Raw genomic sequence first — 17,117 nt, 5'->3', positions numbered from 1 at the left:
CAATGGTAGTTGGAGATTTCCCAATCGAAACAGATACTCTCGTCATCGGATCAGGTCCTGGAGGCTATGTAGCGGCAATTCGTGCTGCACAGCTTGGACAAAAAGTAACAATCGTTGAGAAAGAAAATCTTGGCGGTGTCTGCCTGAATGTCGGCTGTATCCCATCAAAAGCAATGATCTCAATTGGTCACCGTTATGAGCACGCAAAAGGCTCAGAAGATATGGGTGTTGTAGCTGAAAACGTAAAAATTAACTTTGATAAAGCTCAGGAATGGAAAGCCGGTGTAGTGAAAAAGCTTACTGGTGGTGTTGAAGGGCTTCTAAAAGGTAATAAAGTAGAAATCGTTCGCGGTGAAGCATACTTTGTTGACAGCGAAACGGTGAAAGTAATGGATGAAAAAAATTCTCAAACTTATAAGTTTAAGAATGCAATTGTGGCAACAGGTTCACGTCCAATTGAAATCCCATCTTTCAAATTCTCTAAGCGTGTTCTTGATTCAACTGGTGCACTTGCGCTTAAAGAAATCCCTAAAAAGCTTGTTGTAATCGGTGGCGGATATATCGGTACTGAGCTTGGAACTGCATATGCAAATATGGGTTCTGAAGTAACAATTCTTGAAGGTGCTGACGATATCCTTGGCGGATTTGAAAAGCAGATGACTTCTGTTGTTAAAAAAGGTCTGAAGAAAAAAGGCGTTGATGTCATTACAAAAGCAATGGCAAAAGGCGTTGAAGAATCTGAAGACGGCGTAAAAGTATCTTATGAAGCTAAGGGTGAAGAAGTTTCAATTGATGCAGACTACGTATTAGTAACAGTTGGACGTCGTCCGAATACGGATGAGATTGGACTTGACCAGGTTGGAATCGACATGACTGATAAAGGTATTATCAAAACGGACAAGCAGTGCCGCACAAGCGTTGATAATATCTTTGCAATCGGTGATATTGTTGATGGACCACCACTTGCGCACAAAGCTTCATACGAAGGAAAAATTGCTGCTGAAGTAATCGGCGGTGAAAAATCTGAAGTAGACTACCTTGCTATTCCTGCTGTATGCTTCACAGATCCTGAACTTGCAACTGTAGGATATAACGAAGCACAGGCTAAAGAAGAAGGTATTGAAGTGAATGCTGCCAAGTTCCCATTCGGTGCTAACGGACGTGCGCTTGCACTTAACCAGACTGAAGGTTTTGTTAAGCTTGTAACGCGTAAAGAAGATGGGCTGATCATTGGTGCTCAGATTGCCGGAGACGGTGCATCTGACATGATCGCTGAGCTTGGTCTTGCAATCGAAGCTGGTATGACAGCTGAAGATGTAGCAATGACAATTCACGCTCACCCAACATTAGGTGAAATTTCTATGGAAGCTGCTGAAGTAGCACTTGGAACACCTATTCATATCGTAAAATAATTCTTTTCAGAGCTGTGCGGATCCGCACAGCTCTTTTAAATTTGTCATATTTCAGTTAAATTTGGAAAATAGATTGTGCTATACTGATCATATACATATGTTGAAAGGTGAGGTTATTCTTTGAAAATTTACGCACCAGTGGCTGTATCAGCATTGCTATTACTAGCTGCCTGCAGCTCAGAAGAAGCAGATCAAACAGAACAGGCCGTATCTTCTGAAGAAAGTACACAGGAAACTGTAGAAGAACCTGTTGAAGAAGTTTCTGAGGTAGCAGAAAATGAAACCGAAGAAATAGCAGAAGAAACGGATGCAGAGCCAGTTGAACCTTTATACGAGATCAACGAAGCAAATTGGTCAGTTACACCAATCAGTGATGCACCTGAAAATGTTGTATTACTAACGATTGATGATGCACCGGATCAGCACGCGGTGGAAATGGCACAAAAACTGCATGATGCAGAAGCACCGGCAATCTTCTTTGTAAATGGTCACTTCCTCGATACACCTGAAGAAGAACAGATGCTGAAAGAAATTCATGAGCTGGGCTTCCCGATCGGAAATCATACATTCTCGCATCCTAATTTAAGAGACATTTCGGAAGAAGAACAGCGTGAAGAAATTATTTCTTTAAGTGACCGTGTAGAAGAAATCATCGGAGAACGGCCGAAATTCTTCAGAGCTCCATTTGGAGCAAATACCGATTTCTCCGAAGCCCTTGTAAAAGAACAAGGAATGGTGCTGATGAACTGGACATACGGCTATGACTGGGAGGCAGATTATCAGAATGCAGCAGCACTGGCTGATATCATGGTAAACACAGAATACCTGTCAGCAGGCGCCAACCTCCTCATGCATGACCGCACATGGACAAACGAAGCACTAACAGACATCGTCGAAGGCCTCAGAGCCAAAGACTACACAATCGTAGACCCTAAAACGATTAAAGGTTATGAAGAGAACTAAGAAAATTTCATACAACAAAAAATAAATATGATTGTTATAGAATACTTAGTGCAGCGGAGCGTAAGGCGGCGACTCCGGGACGATAAGAGGGAAGCTGAGACCCCGCAAGGCGAAGCCTGAGGAGGCTCAGCAACCTCCGTCCGGAAAGCGTCCGCCTGAAGTGGAGCGGAACGATTTTGTGGATGAGACAACATTTAGTCTCATCTTTTTTTAATCCACAAGTTTTCAGAACATACAAATTTTAATAACTCATCAATTAGATATTGTATTTTTTATCCTGAAGCGTTAAAATATTAAACGGAAGCGCTTACAAGCATATGGGGATGGGAGTAAGCCGAACGGGTGAGCAATCTATATATACTCGTCATGAATAATGAGGGAAAGAAAAAGCTGATGCCCGTTGCATCAGCTTTTTTGCTTGTTATTTTATCGCCCGGTGTTCTTTAATCACTCGAAGTTTTGTTAACGTTTCATCCTGAGGACCCTGAACCGGCAGGCCGGCTTCAATATTTTCATGAATATATCTGAGGTTGTCTTCAGTAATGATCTCACCGGGAATAAATATTGGAATTCCCGGAGGATAAACCATAATGAATTCGGCACAGACTCTGCCAACCGTATCATCAAGCGGCAATAGCTCAGTGTCCGCATAAAATGCTTCACGTGGTGTAACTGCAAGCAGCGGAATGTCCGGAAGAATGACTTCAGGGACAGAATGACTGCTGTCGTGTCTGAATTCTTTCGCGAGCGCCTGCATTGCTTCAACGAGTATATCAGCTTCATATTGCGTATCGCCTGGCGTCACAATACATAAAATATTATACAGGTCAGAAAGTTCTACTTCGAGATTATACTGTTCTCTTAGCCAAACCTCGGCATGATAACCGGTGATTCCTAATTCTTTAATCGAAATAATGATTTTTGTCGGATCATAATCGTAAGTGGCAGGTGTACCAAGAATCTCGCTGCCAATACATTTAATCTGATCAATTTCACTTAATCGCTCTCTGATGTTTTCAGCTAAACTGATTGACTGGCTGATTAATTCTTTTCCATCAATCGCAAGCCTTCTTCTTGCAGTGTCTAGTGAAGCAAGAAGTGGGTACGATGTTGAAGTAGTGGTCAGCATACTAAGAATAGACTGTACCCGTTTAGGTGATACAAGACCTTCTTTTACATTTAACACTGAACTCTGCGTCAATGATCCGCCAAGCTTATGAACACTTGTTGCAGCCATATCTGCACCAGCCTGCATAGCAGATGCCGGAAGCCCGTCATGGAAATGGATATGAACGCCATGCGCTTCGTCTACTAATACAGGGACATCCTGTTCGTGAGCAATTTTTACAATCTCTCTCAGATCAGCAGCGATACCGAAATAAGTAGGGTTAATCACGAGGACACCTTTCGCATCGGGATGCTGCTCAAGCGCATGTGCAACTGAGATTGGCGTGATGCCATGAGAGATACCAAGCTCTTTATCCACTTCAGGGTGAATAAAAATCGGAATTGCGCCACAGAAGACAATTGCTGACATAACAGATTTATGAACATTTCTCGGCACGATAATTTTTTCGCCAGGTCCGCAAACGCTCATCACCATTGTCATAATTGCGCCGCTGGTCCCCTGTACTGAGAAAAATGTATGATCTGCACCAAATGCTTTTGCAGCCAGGTCCTGAGCATCTTTGATCAGCGATTTAGGCTGATGAAGGTCATCAAGAGGAGCGATATTAATCAAATCAATTGATAATATATTGTCACCCGCAAATGCTCTGAATTCAGGATCCATACCGGCGCCTTTTTTATGACCCGGAATATGAAACTGAACCGGATTGCGGTCTGCGTGTTTTTTTAATCCTGTGAATAATGGTGTATCATTTTGTGTAAGTGTATGGTCTTTTCTCTCTACATTCAGCAGAGATGAAGGTGTATTGGACAATTGAAAATTCACCTCATTAACGGTATTGTTATCTAAAGAAGGATAACAGAAGAATTATAGCATTTCACTATAGAAAAAGAAATATATGCGTGTATTTACAGAAAGGAAGTTGCAACATGGAATATCAGTACCCGCTGTCAATGGACTGGTCAACAGAAGAAATCATTGATGTAGTAAAATTTTATGAAGCTGTCGAAAAAGCTTACGAAAAGACGATTGAGAGAGAAGAGTTCATGAGTCAGTATAAGCGCTTTAAAGAAATCGTTCCCGGAAAAGCAGAAGAAAAAACAATTGATAAAGAGTTTCAGGAAATGAGTGGATATTCGATCTACCGGACACAGAAAAGAGCAAGAGAAGCAACGCCTGGTGATAAAATTTCGATGAAAAAATAAAAAGCGGGGGCGCATCGCCCTCGCTTTATGCCTATTACACAGTTTGCTGTACTCTCGTACCCAGCTTGTATAAAGGCAGAAGCTCTGTCCATGTCTGGATGATGAGCTGTTTTAATTCATCTTTACTCATTTTAACAGCTTCAGAAACTTCAACTCTTCTGCCCACCAAGAATTCTGCTTTCTTAACTTTTTCAAATCTTTCAAGCACGTGAAGGATATCTCCTTCGTTCATCTCGCTGATCTTCTTTGCTTCTTTTTTTGTATGGTCAGAACTGATCCAGCCGTCTTCAGGTAAAACTTTAACCAGATCATCCAGGTTCTCAATCATTGTCTTTGCAATGTTCTCTTTTTCAGGGAGCTCATATATAAAAGCTGTCCAGATAAAGAGGTGGTCACCCCAGAGTCCGAATTGAAAATGAGGCATTTTTTTATAACCTCTTTTATTTGGCGCTGCTGCCATCCACGTGTCATTAGGCGGATTCACTGAACGTCTTGCGTGTCTCGCAATGTGCAGGTGCATCTCTTCATCTGTCCGTTCGGATAACGCGGGAACAGTGATGTCGCCAAGCTCCTGAAACTTTGGCTGAATTCTTGAACGGATGCCTTCCATACGCTCATCTAACCCATCAATATTAAAAACATCAAAGTCTTGTGTACTGAAAAAACCGGTCATGAACAACCCTCCATTGTGTTTTAAAACAGTTTGATCAGTTTGAGGCCTGCTTATTTTGGCTATAATACATGTAACAGGCCGCCTGAAACTGAATACATTCTAGCATAACTAATCTTTGTGAATAAACTGATTTGAACTGAATAAACTGCTTTTAATACATCAATTTAAGAGGAGTGGAAGGGTATGAAGCAAGTAATCCAGGTAACCAGAAAAAGAGACTATATTCAGGAAAGACTCGCTGTACTTAGAATGGAACTTGATTACGAACTGGCTGTATTGTTTGAAGCGATGGAGCATCAGGATAAACCGGAGATTGAGCGTACCAAGGAAAGGCTTTCGCTGATCCGTCACGAATTGAACGAACTGGATGGCTTCGGAAAATGAAGCGGTTGATTATGAATAAAGTTAAGCAATGCTAAGACGAACGCTTATTAGGTAAGCGTTCGTCTTAGCATTGCTTATGACATCGGATATCTTGATAAAGTGAAAAGAATCCACTACAGTTTAGTGTATGTCAGTATGTCAGGTAATGGAGGTAGTTAAAATGGATGAAAAGTGGCATGAGATAGATACATTTGCAAAAAAGGCTATTAAAGAGGCAGGTCGTAAAATCGTTGATTCTTTTGATGAAGTATTAAAAATACAGACAAAAAGTAATGTGAATGACCTTGTCACGAATATGGATAAGCAAATTGAAAAATACTTTGTAGAACAAATTGACAAGCATTACCCTGATCACAGAGTACTCGGAGAAGAGGGGTTTGGTGATCAAATTCAGGACATGTTGGGAACAGTTTGGATCATTGATCCGATAGATGGCACAATGAATTTTGTTCATCAGCAGAGAAACTTTGCTGTTTCAATCGGTGTCTTTCATGAAGGGGAAGGGAAGCTTGGCTACATTTATGATGTAGTGGCAGATGAACTTTACCATGCGCAAAAAGGCAATGGGGCTTTCCTGAACGATGAAAAACTATCTCCGTTAAAGGATGTGCCAATTGAAGAAGCGATCTTTTCAATCAATGCCACATGGCTCGTACCTAACAGAAAGGTAAATCATGAACAATTTATTCCACTGGTACACAAGGTGCGCGGGACGAGATCATACGGCTCAGCAGCGATTGAACTTGCTTATATAGCTGCAGGGCGACTTGATGGATATATTTCGATGAGGTTATCACCCTGGGATTTTGCAGGGGGTAAAGTTCTGATAGAAGAAGTCGGTGGCCAGCTGACGGATTTGAATGGTGAAGAACTTTCCATGGTGAATAATTCACACATTTTCGCAGGAAACCCTGCTGTTCATCAGAAAGTGCTGAAAGACTATTTAAACAACTAATAAAAACGTGCAGGGATGCCTGCACGTTTTTATTAGTTTTCAGCCTGCTCGCGAAATCTTTTCTTGGTTTTGAATCCCATACCAAACACCACAATTACGGCAAGGATCGACACGATTGCACCGATCGCACTGCGTTCAGCAATTGCGACCCCAATCCCTGACATCGCTATAACCGCGGCAAAAGCATATAGCAAAAATACTGCATTATTTTTCATCGTCATCCTCCTCTATAAAGCCATTCTACATAATTCATTTTTATATTTCCACCTATTGTGATACAATAGTACAGTTAGAAAAGATTAGAACGTAAAAACAGGAGTGAAATAATGACGAATATTAGGCAGGATTTACGAAACATTGCAATTATTGCTCACGTTGACCATGGTAAAACAACTTTAGTGGACCAGCTATTGAAACAATCAGGTATCTTTCGATCAAATGAGCATGTAGACGAACGTGCAATGGATTCGAATGACATTGAAAGAGAACGCGGTATTACGATCCTTGCGAAAAACACTGCGATTCAATATAAAGATACACGTATTAATATTCTCGATACACCGGGACACGCAGACTTTGGTGGAGAAGTAGAACGTATTATGAAAATGGTAGACGGTGTGCTGCTTGTCGTTGATGCATATGAAGGTTGTATGCCTCAGACAAGATTTGTTCTGAAAAAAGCGCTTGAACAGAACCTGACACCAATCGTTGTTGTCAACAAAATTGACCGTGACGCTGCCCGTCCTGCAGAAGTCATTGATGAAGTGCTTGAGCTATTCATCGAACTTGATGCAAACGAAGATCAGCTTGAGTTCCCTGTCGTTTATGCTTCAGCAATCAACGGTACAGCAAGTCTTGATCCTGAACAGCAGGATGAGACAATGGAGTGTCTGTATGATTCAGTCGTAGAGAATATTCCTGCGCCAGTTGATAACAGCGCTGACCCGCTTCAGTTCCAGATCGCCCTTCTTGATTACAACGATTACGTTGGCCGTATCGGAATTGGACGTGTGTTCAGAGGTACGATTGAAGTAGGACAACAGGTTTCCTTAATGAAGCTTGACGGAAGCGTGAAAAACTTCCGTGTAACGAAAATCTTTGGCTTCTTCGGTCTTAAGCGTGAAGAAGTTCAGTCGGCTAAAGCAGGAGATCTGATTGCACTATCCGGCATGGAAGATATTAACGTAGGTGAAACAGTAACACCTGTAGATCATCAGGAAGCACTTCCTGTTCTGCGTATTGATGAGCCGACGCTACAGATGACTTTCTCTGTTAACAACAGCCCATTTGCAGGACGTGAAGGTAAGTTTGTTACTGCACGTAAGATTGAAGAGCGTCTTGAAGCACAGCTTGAAACAGACGTGAGTCTGCGTGTTGATCAGACTGACTCTCCGGATGCATGGATTGTATCAGGTCGTGGTGAACTTCACCTGTCGATCCTGATTGAAAACATGAGACGTGAAGGATACGAGCTGCAGGTTTCTAAGCCGCAGGTTATCGTACGTGAAATTGATGGTGTTCGCTGTGAACCTGTTGAGCGCGTTCAAATTGATGTTCCTGAAGAAAACACTGGTTCAATTATAGAATCAATGGGCGCAAGAAAAGGCGAAATGCTTGATATGGTGAACAACGGAAACGGTCAAGTCCGTCTTGTGTTTATGATTCCTGCACGTGGTTTAATCGGATATACGACTGAATTCATGACCATTACACGCGGATTTGGTATCATCAACCACTCATTTGACAGCTATCAGCCGATGCAGCCGGGCCGTGTTGGTGGACGCCGTGCGGGTGTACTTGTATCAATGGATAAAGGTCAGGCTTCACAATATGCGATCCTTGGCGTTGAAGACCGTGGTACGATCTTTATCGAGCCAGGTACAGAAGTGTATGAAGGTATGGTTGTTGGTGAGCACACGCGTGAAAACGACCTGACTGTTAATGTAACAAAAATTAAAGCGGCTAATAATATCCGTTCTGCCAATAAAGAGCAGACAACGACGCTTAAAAAAGCAAGATTAATGACACTTGAAGAATCTCTTGAGTATCTGAATGATGATGAACTGTGTGAAATCACACCTCAAACAATCAGAATCCGTAAGAAGATTCTTGATAAAAACGAACGCGAGCGTGCTCAAAAGAAGCAAAAGTACGCTGAAGCAGGTAAATAATTAAGAGGAGCTGACTGCCTCTATGGTAAATGTAGAAGACCGTTTATCGTTCTTTCCTGCACTATACAGAGTTGATGCGAACCCTGAGGCAGGAATGTGGTATCTATACCTCACGATTATCTTGTTATCAATTGTCGTGTATAAACTCGGCTTTGCTAAAAAGCTGCCAATGCTAAAATCTGCACTTATTTACTTGTTTTTGATTCTGGGATGCACGGTCCTGACATTTCTGGCGGTATTTCTACCGGTTACAGAAGGACTGATTATCGCAGCGCTCATTCTGATTATTTATAAGATCAGATTGAGAAGAGAACAGGCTAAAGGGACGGTATGATATAAAAGCTTGCTCATACTGAGTATGAAATCAAAAGAACATCTGCTTTTGCAGGTGTTCTTTTTTCTATGTTAACCGGTTGTTAATGCATATCTAATCAGATTGCAGAAGAAAAAAACAACCGTCGTTATCATTTTTATTTATATAAACGAAATAAATAAGTGAATAATTATGAATATTAATACTGTTTAATGCATAGAATTTATCGCAGGCAAATTAAGCTCTTAACAGATCGAAATAAACTTTTTTATCCCTGTCAAGACACCTCTGTGTAGGTTTTTGTAATAAAATATCTCACATCATTACATAAAAAAATAAAAAAATTCCGCCTGCAAAAAAATGCATAGTATCAACAATGTAAACGCATTCATGATGTCATAAGATTCTAATTTGTCTAAAAATTTAATTTTCAGCTGTTGACGGACTTGTATATCCGCGTTATGATTGTCAACAATTCAAGCCTACGGGCAACGATAAAGCGATGGAAGGAGTGAATAAGGTGAGTGAACAATTAATATTTCTAGATGGAGAGTTTGTTTCTAAAGATGATGCAAAAATCTCTGTTTACGATCATGGTTTCTTATATGGTGATGGGGTGTTCGAAGGTATCCGTTCCTACAATGGAAATGTATTCAGACTCGAAGAACATCTGGTCAGGCTGTATGATTCTGCAAAATCAATTTTGCTGGAAATCCCTTATACTAAAGAGGAGATGCAGCAGATTATTATTAAAACACTGCAGAAAAATAATTTGAAAGATGGTTATATCCGATTAGTTGTTTCACGCGGAGTTGGCAACCTGGGACTTGATCCATTTACTTGTAAAAGGCCAAGTGTCATTGTCATCGCTGAATCCTTAGCACTATTTCCGAAAAAGCTTTACGAAACTGGCATTGAAATTGTAACAGTGGCCAGCCGGAGAAACCGCTCAGATGTTTTGAGCCCGAAAGTGAAATCACTGAACTATTTAAATAACATCTTAGTAAAAATTGAAGCGGGGCTTGCAGGAGTTCCGGAAGCCCTGATGCTTAACGACCAGGGTTATGTAGCAGAAGGTTCAGCTGATAATATCTTTATTGTCAGAGGGAAAAAGATTCTGACGCCACCAGGTTATGTTGGCGCACTTGAAGGAATCACACGAAATGCAATCATTGAATTGGCTAAAGATAAAGGATATGAAATGGAAGAAGCAGTGTTTACAAGACACGATGTATATGTAGCAGATGAAGTATTCCTTACTGGAACAGCCGCAGAAGTCATTGCAGTTGTGAAAGTGGACGGCCGGGTAGTCGGAGATGGCGCACCGGGTCAGGTAACAGGTGAATTATTAGAATCATTCAGAGAATTAGTCATCAAAGACGGTGTGAAGGTATATGATTCAGCACTGAACGCAGGTTAAAAATTTACCGCTTAACTTTCGTGAGTTAAAGCATCTATACGTTAAATCATTGATGAGGTTAAAGTATACAGCAAGAGGCTTTTACAGAGAGCCGGGATTGGTGGAACCCGGTATTGCCAGCTGTGTATGACATCCCCTCGGAGTGGAACACTGAAATTTTACAGTAGGTGTTCACGGACAATTTGTTCGTTAACAAAGAACAGTTTAACTGTTCATGAGGCAGCATTTGCTGCAAAGTAGGGTGGTACCATGAAAAGTCTTTCATCCCTATACAAAGGATCACGTATCTATTTGTATGGGATTGAAAGACTTTTTTTATATGTCAATAAAAGGAATTAAAGGAGGCATGTTTCAATGAGTGTGCAAGTTAATACGAAACAGGCAGAAGCACTTGGCGGTGATGTAGAGAAGCAGGCAGTTCAGGGAGCAGATATATTTATCCAGTCTCTTCAAAATGAAGGGGTGGAAATGATTTTTGGTTATCCAGGTGGAGCGGTCCTGCCGATCTACGATGCACTTTACAAAAATCCAATTCCTCATATTCTGGCAAGGCATGAACAGGGAGCTATTCATGCTGCTGAAGGATATGCGAGAGTTTCAGGGAAAACGGGAGTAGTTATAGCAACTTCCGGACCCGGTGCTACAAACCTAGTAACCGGAATTGCAGATGCCATGATGGATTCACTGCCGCTCGTTGTATTCACCGGACAGGTCGCCAGTGCAGTGATTGGTACAGACGCTTTCCAGGAAGCGGACATTGTCGGAATTACACAGCCGATTACGAAGCACAATTATCAGGTGAAAGATGTTAATGATCTGCCAAGAATCATCCATGAAGCATTTCATATTGCTTCAACCGGCAGACCGGGACCGGTTCTGGTAGATATTCCGAAAAACGTATCAAATGAAATATTTACAATGGCTGAAGTGAAACAGACAGAAGTGAACTTACCAGGTTATCAGCCAACTACTACACCGAATTTTCTGCAGATCCAGAAAGTTGCTCAAGCCATTCAAAGAGCGAAAAAGCCTCTTGTTTTAGCAGGAGCTGGTGTACTGCATGCAAAAGCAGCACAGGAATTAACAGAATTTATCGAACAAACCGGCATGCCAATTACAAATACGCTGCTGGGGCTCGGCACAATTCACGGAGAGCATCCACAGTTTCTCGGCATGGCAGGAATGCACGGAACATATGCAGCGAACATGGCAATCTGCGAATGTGATCTACTTATCAACTTTGGCGCACGATTTGATGACAGATTAACAGGAAATCTTGAACATTTTGCACCAAATGCACAGGTCATTCATATCGACATTGACCCTGCTGAAATCGGTAAAAATGTTCCTACTGAAATCCCGATTGTTGCGGATGCAAAGGAAGCGATTCAGGCATTACTAAAGCTGAGCATCCACACAGAAGGCATCGAAGAGTGGACAGCTCACTTAAATGGAATGAAAGAGGAATATCCGCTTCATTATCAAAGTGAAGAAGAAGGCATCCTACCACAGGAAGCACTTGAGATGATTCACAAGCATACCCGCGGTGACGCGATTGTAACAACGGATGTAGGGCAGCACCAGATGTGGACAGCGCAATACTATAAGTTCAACCATCCTGATCACTGGGTAACATCCGGCGGACTTGGCACAATGGGCTTTGGTTTCCCGGCAGCAATTGGCGCTCAGCTTGCCAAGCCGAAGGAAACAGTGGTAGCGATCACAGGTGACGGTGGATTCCAAATGACACTTCAGGAGCTTTCACTTTTACAGGAAAGTCAGATTCCGGTAAAAGTGGTGATTCTGAATAACCAGTGTCTGGGCATGGTACGTCAGTGGCAGCAGACTTTCTATCAGGAAAGATATTCACAATCACTGATGCCCTCACAGCCTGATTTTGTAAAACTGGCTGAGGCCTATGACCTTGAAGGCTACAAAGTGACAAGCCTAGAGGAAGCAGATGCAGTATTTGAAAAAGCATTAAATTCAAATAAACCTGTACTGATCGACTGCAGAGTAAAGCAGATTGAAAATGTATACCCAATGGTTGCACCAGGTAAAGGGTTGCATGAAATGTTAGGGGTGAAACCATGAAGCGAGTGATCACAACAACCGTTATTAATCAAAGCGGCGTACTAAACCGGGTGACCGGATTATTAATGAAAAGACAATTCAACATTGAAAGCATCACAGTCGGGCACACTGAACAACCAGGCATCTCAAAAATGACATTCGTTGTTCATGTAGAAGACCAGAGAAAACTTGAACAGCTCTTAAAGCAGCTGCAAAAACAAATTGACGTTCTGAAAGTAAATGATATCTCTGACAAAGCCATTGTGACAAGAGAACTCGCACTGATCAAAGTGCTATCACCACCGGCTGTCAGAAGTGAGATCACAAGTATCATTGAACCATTCAGAGCAACAGTAATTGACATGAGTAAAAATGTGATCACGGTTCAGGTGACAGGCGATCCTGAAAAGGTAGAAGCATTTATCGACCTGGTCAGACCATACGGGATTAAAGAAATGACCAGAACAGGCGCAACAGCTTTTGTCAGAGAAAACCAGAAAACACCATCACAGCAATTATCAATTTTATAAGTCATAGCTGAAAGAATTGAAAATTATTCTCTAACATCCAAATACCACACCAGCTGAAGCTCGCAGCGGAGGACGAAGATTCCTGCCCCGGAAAAGGGCAGCTGAGGAGGCTCACCGTCCGGGGGCAGGAAAGCGAAATCCTCCACGGAGAGATTCACCGGTTTATATAATTAAAACTAAAACTCAAACAAACACTGGAGGAATTTATCATGGTAAAAGTTTATTACAATCAGGACATCAACAGCTCACTAGAAGGAAAGAAAGTAGCGGTAATCGGATACGGTTCACAAGGACACGCACACGCACAAAACCTGAAAGATACAGGGCATGACGTAGTAGTCGGATTGAGAAAAGGTAAATCATGGGAGCAGGCAGAACAGGATGGACTGGAAGTAAAAACAGTAAGAGACGCTGCAGAAGAAGCAGATATCATCATGGTACTACTTCCGGATGAAAGACAAACACAGGTGTATGAAGAAGAAATCAAACCAGGTCTTCGTGCAGGGAAATCACTTGTATTTGCTCACGGTTTCAACGTTCACTTCAATCAGATCGTCCCGCCATCTGACGTGGATGTATTCCTTGTAGCTCCTAAAGGACCAGGACACCTTGTCCGCAGAACATTCGAATCAGGCGCAGGTGTCCCGGCACTATTCGCAGTGTATCAGGATCAGTCAGGTCAGGCTTCAGAAACAGCGCTTGCTTATGCTAAAGGAATCGGAAGCGCACGTGCAGGTGTACTTGAAACGACATTTAAAGAAGAGACTGAAACCGATCTATTCGGTGAACAGGCAGTACTTTGCGGGGGACTTACTTCTCTTGTGAAAGCAGGGTTTGAAACGCTTGTAGAAGCTGGGTACCAGCCGGAGCTTGCATACTTTGAGTGTTTACACGAACTGAAGCTGATTGTAGATCTAATGTATGAAGATGGCATGAGCGGAATGAGATATTCAATCTCAGATACTGCCCAGTGGGGAGATTTTGTTTCTGGTCCACGGGTCGTTGATGCAGATACGAAGAAGCGTATGAAAGATATCCTGACAGATATCCAGGACGGTAAGTTTGCTAAAGGATGGCTGCTTGAGAACCAGCTGAACCGTCCGGAATTCACAGCAATTGCAAATCGCGAAAACGAACATCAGATTGAGAAGGTGGGTCGAGAGCTGCGCAGCATGATGCCATTTGTTAAAGCAGGAAAAGAAAAACAGAAGGAAGTGGTTGCGAGTGCGAAAAATTGATGTATTCGATACAACGCTTAGAGATGGTGAACAGTCAGCCGGAATCAATCTGAATACAGCTGAGAAGCTTGAGATCGCAAAGCAGCTTGAACGATTCAATGCCGATGTGATTGAAGCAGGGTTTCCTGCTTCATCACAGGGTGACTTTGAAGCAGTAAAGAAAATCGCCCAGACGGTTAAAAGTTCAATTGTGACTGGTCTTGCGAGATCGGTAAAAAGTGATATTGATACGTCGTGGGAAGCACTGAAATACGGTGAGCAGCCACACATTCATATTTTTCTTGCAACATCGCCGATCCATATGACGCACAAGCTGAAGAAGACGCCTGATCAGGTCGTCGATATTGCAGTAGAATCTGTGAAATATGCGAAGAAGCATTTCCCGCTTGTCCAGTGGTCAGCGGAGGATGCTTTCAGATCAGACCCTGACTTCCTTGTCAGAGTCGTAAGAGAGGTTATTAAAGCAGGCGCAACTACGATTAATCTTCCTGATACAGTCGGTTACGCAACACCTTCAGAATACGGAGCGATGTTCAGGCACCTGAAGGAAAATGTACCGGGCATTGATCGAGTAAAACTTTCAGCACACTGTCATAACGATCTCGGAATGGCCGTAGCGAATACGATTGCAGCGATTGAAAACGGTGCTGATCAGGTTGAAGGAACAATCAACGGTCTTGGAGAACGCGCTGGTAACGCAGCACTTGAAGAGCTTGCAGTCGCACTTCATATCAGACAGGATAAATTCACGTTCGGCACTGACGTCAAGCTGGATGAGATCAAGCGTACAAGTCAGCTTGTCAGCCAGCTTACTGGAATGGCGATTCAGGCAAATAAAGCAGTCGTCGGTAAAAATGCATTTGCACATGAATCAGGTATTCATCAGGATGGCATGCTGAAAGAGCGTACAACTTATGAAATTATCACACCTGAACTGATTGGTGAAAACTCAACTCAAATCGTGCTTGGCAAGCATTCAGGACGCCATGCATTTAAAGATAAAGCAATCGCACTCGGCTTTGAACTGAGTGATGAAAAGATTACTGAAGCCTTTAAGGCCTTTAAAGAATTGGCAGATAAGAAAAAAGAGATTTCAGAAGACGATCTGTATGTACTGTTGACAGATCAGCAAATCCAGGAAGAAGAAGTACCTGTATACGAATTGAAATCAGTGCAGGTTCAATACGGAAATGGAAGCATCCCGACAGCATCAGTATCTGTCATCTCACCAGATGGAGACCTGCTGCAGGAAGCATCTACCGGATCAGGTAGTGTAGAGGCAATCTGCAACACACTTGAACGCCTGGTTAAAGGGAAGGTTCATCTGCTGGATTACCGCGTTACTTCTATTGGAAAAGGACGCGACGCACTTGGGGAAGCGGTAGTAAATATGACGTATAATGGAAAGTCAACAACCGGCCGGGACGTGGCACAGGATGTGCTTGAAGCTTCTGCAAAAGCTTACCTGAATGCCATCAACAGACAACTGGTGAATGAACGCAAAAGATCTTACGCAAAAACTGTATAGCAAAGGGGAGGAATTATCATGAAGAAAACAGTAGCAGTTCTACATGGAGACGGAGTTGGACAGGAAGTAACAGAGGCAGCAGTGAAAGTTCTCCAGTCTGTTGGACGGAGATTTGACCATACATTTGAGGTTGAAAAAGGACTGATCGGTGGAATTGCTATTGATGAAACTGGTGATCCTCTGCCGAAAGAAACACTAGAGGTTTGTGAGAAGAGTGACGCAGTGCTGCTTGGAGCAGTCGGTGGACCAAAGTGGGATCAGAACCCTTCAGCATTGCGTCCTGAAAAAGGCCTGCTTGGTATCAGAAAGCACTTTGGATTGTTTGCTAATCTGAGACCGGTTAAAGCAGTTAAAGGGATGAGTGAAGCATCTCCGCTGAAAGATCATCTTTCTAAAGATGTTGATATGATGATTGTCAGAGAATTGACAGGCGGTCTTTACTTCGGCGAACCAAAACGTAAGACGCATAACGGAGCAGTTGATTCACTTACTTATTCACGAGCGGAAATCGAACGCATCGTTGAGCAGGGATTTGAACTTGCCCGTCTTAGAAAAGGAAAAGTTACATCAGTTGATAAAGCGAATGTACTTGAAACAAGTAAATTGTGGAGAGAAGTAGTAGAAGAGAAAAAAGTGCATTACCCGGATGTAGAGGTTGAACATCTGCTGGTTGATGCTGCAGCAATGAAACTGATCACACAGCCGGCATCATTCGACGTAGTCGTTACAGAGAATCTGTTTGGAGATATCCTGAGTGATGAAGCTTCAGTTCTGACAGGGTCACTAGGCATGCTGCCTTCAGCAAGTATCCGTTCTGACGGGTTTGGGCTTTACGAACCCGTACACGGTTCAGCACCTGACATTGCCGGCATGAATATTGCCAACCCATCTGCAGCCATTCTTTCAGTTGCGATGATGCTTAAATATTCATTCGGAATGGAAACAGAAGCATCAGCTGTTGAAACAGCTGTATACAGCGTATTTGATGATGGTTATTGCACAACTGATGTTCAGAAAGCAGGACACAGAGTACTAAGCACTTCAGCTTTTGCAGATAAAGTCATTGAAGAGCTTGAAAGAGAACTGGTATCAGATCATATCTTGTCTGCTTATGTATAAGTGA

General features: G+C 42.5%; 16 protein-coding genes and 1 other annotated feature. Of the genes, 13 read left to right on the top strand and 3 right to left on the bottom strand.

The window, feature by feature from the left end:
- Positions 1 to 2 precede the first annotated feature (2 nt).
- Positions 3 to 1,412, top strand: a complete 1,410-nt coding sequence (gene lpdA, locus ACH6CZ_RS04740; RefSeq protein ID WP_374096258.1) for a dihydrolipoyl dehydrogenase — start codon at positions 3 to 5, stop codon at positions 1,410 to 1,412.
- Between the two features lie 120 nt (positions 1,413 to 1,532).
- On the top strand, positions 1,533 to 2,375 hold the full coding sequence (locus ACH6CZ_RS04735) for a polysaccharide deacetylase family protein (RefSeq protein ID WP_374096257.1): 843 nt from the start codon (positions 1,533 to 1,535) through the stop codon (positions 2,373 to 2,375).
- A gap of 421 nt (positions 2,376 to 2,796) precedes the next feature.
- Here the strand turns inward: ACH6CZ_RS04735 and ACH6CZ_RS04730 are convergent, their stop codons facing one another.
- Complete coding sequence (locus ACH6CZ_RS04730) at positions 2,797 to 4,317, bottom strand: aminotransferase class I/II-fold pyridoxal phosphate-dependent enzyme (protein WP_374096256.1); 1,521 nt, start codon at positions 4,315 to 4,317, stop codon at positions 2,797 to 2,799.
- A gap of 116 nt (positions 4,318 to 4,433) precedes the next feature.
- Between ACH6CZ_RS04730 and ACH6CZ_RS04725 the strand changes: the two genes are divergently transcribed.
- The gene (locus ACH6CZ_RS04725; RefSeq protein ID WP_374096255.1) at positions 4,434 to 4,709 is read left to right on the top strand and encodes a UPF0223 family protein; all 276 of its coding nucleotides are present in this window, start codon (positions 4,434 to 4,436) and stop codon (positions 4,707 to 4,709) included.
- Between the two features lie 34 nt (positions 4,710 to 4,743).
- Here the strand turns inward: ACH6CZ_RS04725 and ACH6CZ_RS04720 are convergent, their stop codons facing one another.
- Complete coding sequence (locus tag ACH6CZ_RS04720) at positions 4,744 to 5,382, bottom strand: YktB family protein (protein WP_374096254.1); 639 nt, start codon at positions 5,380 to 5,382, stop codon at positions 4,744 to 4,746.
- Between the two features lie 183 nt (positions 5,383 to 5,565).
- Between ACH6CZ_RS04720 and ACH6CZ_RS04715 the strand changes: the two genes are divergently transcribed.
- Both ACH6CZ_RS04715 and ACH6CZ_RS04710 read left to right on the top strand, forming a co-directional pair.
- Positions 5,566 to 5,766 carry a hypothetical protein gene (locus tag ACH6CZ_RS04715; RefSeq protein ID WP_374096253.1) on the top strand — a complete coding sequence of 67 codons (201 nt, stop codon included), beginning with the start codon at positions 5,566 to 5,568 and terminating at the stop codon, positions 5,764 to 5,766.
- Between the two features lie 160 nt (positions 5,767 to 5,926).
- Positions 5,927 to 6,721 (top strand): inositol monophosphatase family protein, encoded by a 795-nt coding sequence (locus ACH6CZ_RS04710; protein WP_374096252.1) that lies wholly within the window; start codon positions 5,927 to 5,929, stop codon positions 6,719 to 6,721.
- A gap of 32 nt (positions 6,722 to 6,753) precedes the next feature.
- On the opposite strand, the gene ACH6CZ_RS04705 is transcribed toward ACH6CZ_RS04710, so the two are convergent.
- A complete protein-coding gene (locus ACH6CZ_RS04705) occupies positions 6,754 to 6,936 on the bottom strand; it encodes a YlaF family protein (protein ID WP_374096251.1) in 183 nt (60 codons plus the stop codon).
- Positions 6,937 to 7,047: 111 nt separating this feature from the next.
- On the opposite strand from ACH6CZ_RS04705, the gene typA reads away from it, so the two are divergent.
- The 8 genes from typA to leuB all read left to right on the top strand — a co-directional run bounded on the left by typA (position 7,048) and on the right by leuB (position 17,113).
- Positions 7,048 to 8,892, top strand: a complete 1,845-nt coding sequence (gene typA, locus ACH6CZ_RS04700; RefSeq protein WP_374096250.1) for a translational GTPase TypA — start codon at positions 7,048 to 7,050, stop codon at positions 8,890 to 8,892.
- A 22-nt stretch (positions 8,893 to 8,914) separates the two neighbouring features.
- Positions 8,915 to 9,226, top strand: a complete 312-nt coding sequence (locus ACH6CZ_RS04695) for a YlaH-like family protein (protein WP_374096249.1) — start codon at positions 8,915 to 8,917, stop codon at positions 9,224 to 9,226.
- A gap of 499 nt (positions 9,227 to 9,725) precedes the next feature.
- Complete coding sequence (gene ilvE, locus ACH6CZ_RS04690; protein WP_374096248.1) at positions 9,726 to 10,625, top strand: branched-chain-amino-acid transaminase; 900 nt, start codon at positions 9,726 to 9,728, stop codon at positions 10,623 to 10,625.
- A gap of 40 nt (positions 10,626 to 10,665) precedes the next feature.
- Positions 10,666 to 10,897 (top strand) — a binding site (T-box leader).
- An 82-nt stretch (positions 10,898 to 10,979) separates the two neighbouring features.
- Positions 10,980 to 12,719, top strand: coding sequence for an acetolactate synthase large subunit (gene ilvB / locus ACH6CZ_RS04685; RefSeq protein WP_374096247.1), 1,740 nt, complete (start codon positions 10,980 to 10,982; stop codon positions 12,717 to 12,719).
- The gene (ilvN, locus tag ACH6CZ_RS04680; RefSeq protein WP_041122272.1) at positions 12,716 to 13,228 is read left to right on the top strand and encodes an acetolactate synthase small subunit; all 513 of its coding nucleotides are present in this window, start codon (positions 12,716 to 12,718) and stop codon (positions 13,226 to 13,228) included. The genes ilvB and ilvN overlap by 4 nt, the downstream gene beginning before the upstream one ends.
- 209 nt (positions 13,229 to 13,437) lie before the next feature.
- On the top strand, positions 13,438 to 14,466 hold the full coding sequence (ilvC, locus tag ACH6CZ_RS04675; protein ID WP_374096246.1) for a ketol-acid reductoisomerase: 1,029 nt from the start codon (positions 13,438 to 13,440) through the stop codon (positions 14,464 to 14,466).
- Positions 14,453 to 15,994, top strand: coding sequence for a 2-isopropylmalate synthase (locus ACH6CZ_RS04670; RefSeq protein WP_374096245.1), 1,542 nt, complete (start codon positions 14,453 to 14,455; stop codon positions 15,992 to 15,994). The genes ilvC and ACH6CZ_RS04670 overlap by 14 nt, the downstream gene beginning before the upstream one ends.
- Before the next feature lie 18 nt (positions 15,995 to 16,012).
- On the top strand, positions 16,013 to 17,113 hold the full coding sequence (gene leuB, locus ACH6CZ_RS04665) for a 3-isopropylmalate dehydrogenase (RefSeq protein WP_374096244.1): 1,101 nt from the start codon (positions 16,013 to 16,015) through the stop codon (positions 17,111 to 17,113).
- Positions 17,114 to 17,117 lie beyond the last annotated feature (4 nt).

It is taken from the genome of Jeotgalibacillus sp. JSM ZJ347 (assembly GCF_044383825.1).
GTDB lineage: Bacteria > Bacillota > Bacilli > Bacillales > Jeotgalibacillaceae > Jeotgalibacillus.
Note: the sequence above shows the minus strand (reverse complement) of the source record. Positions and strands in the feature narration are given on the sequence as shown.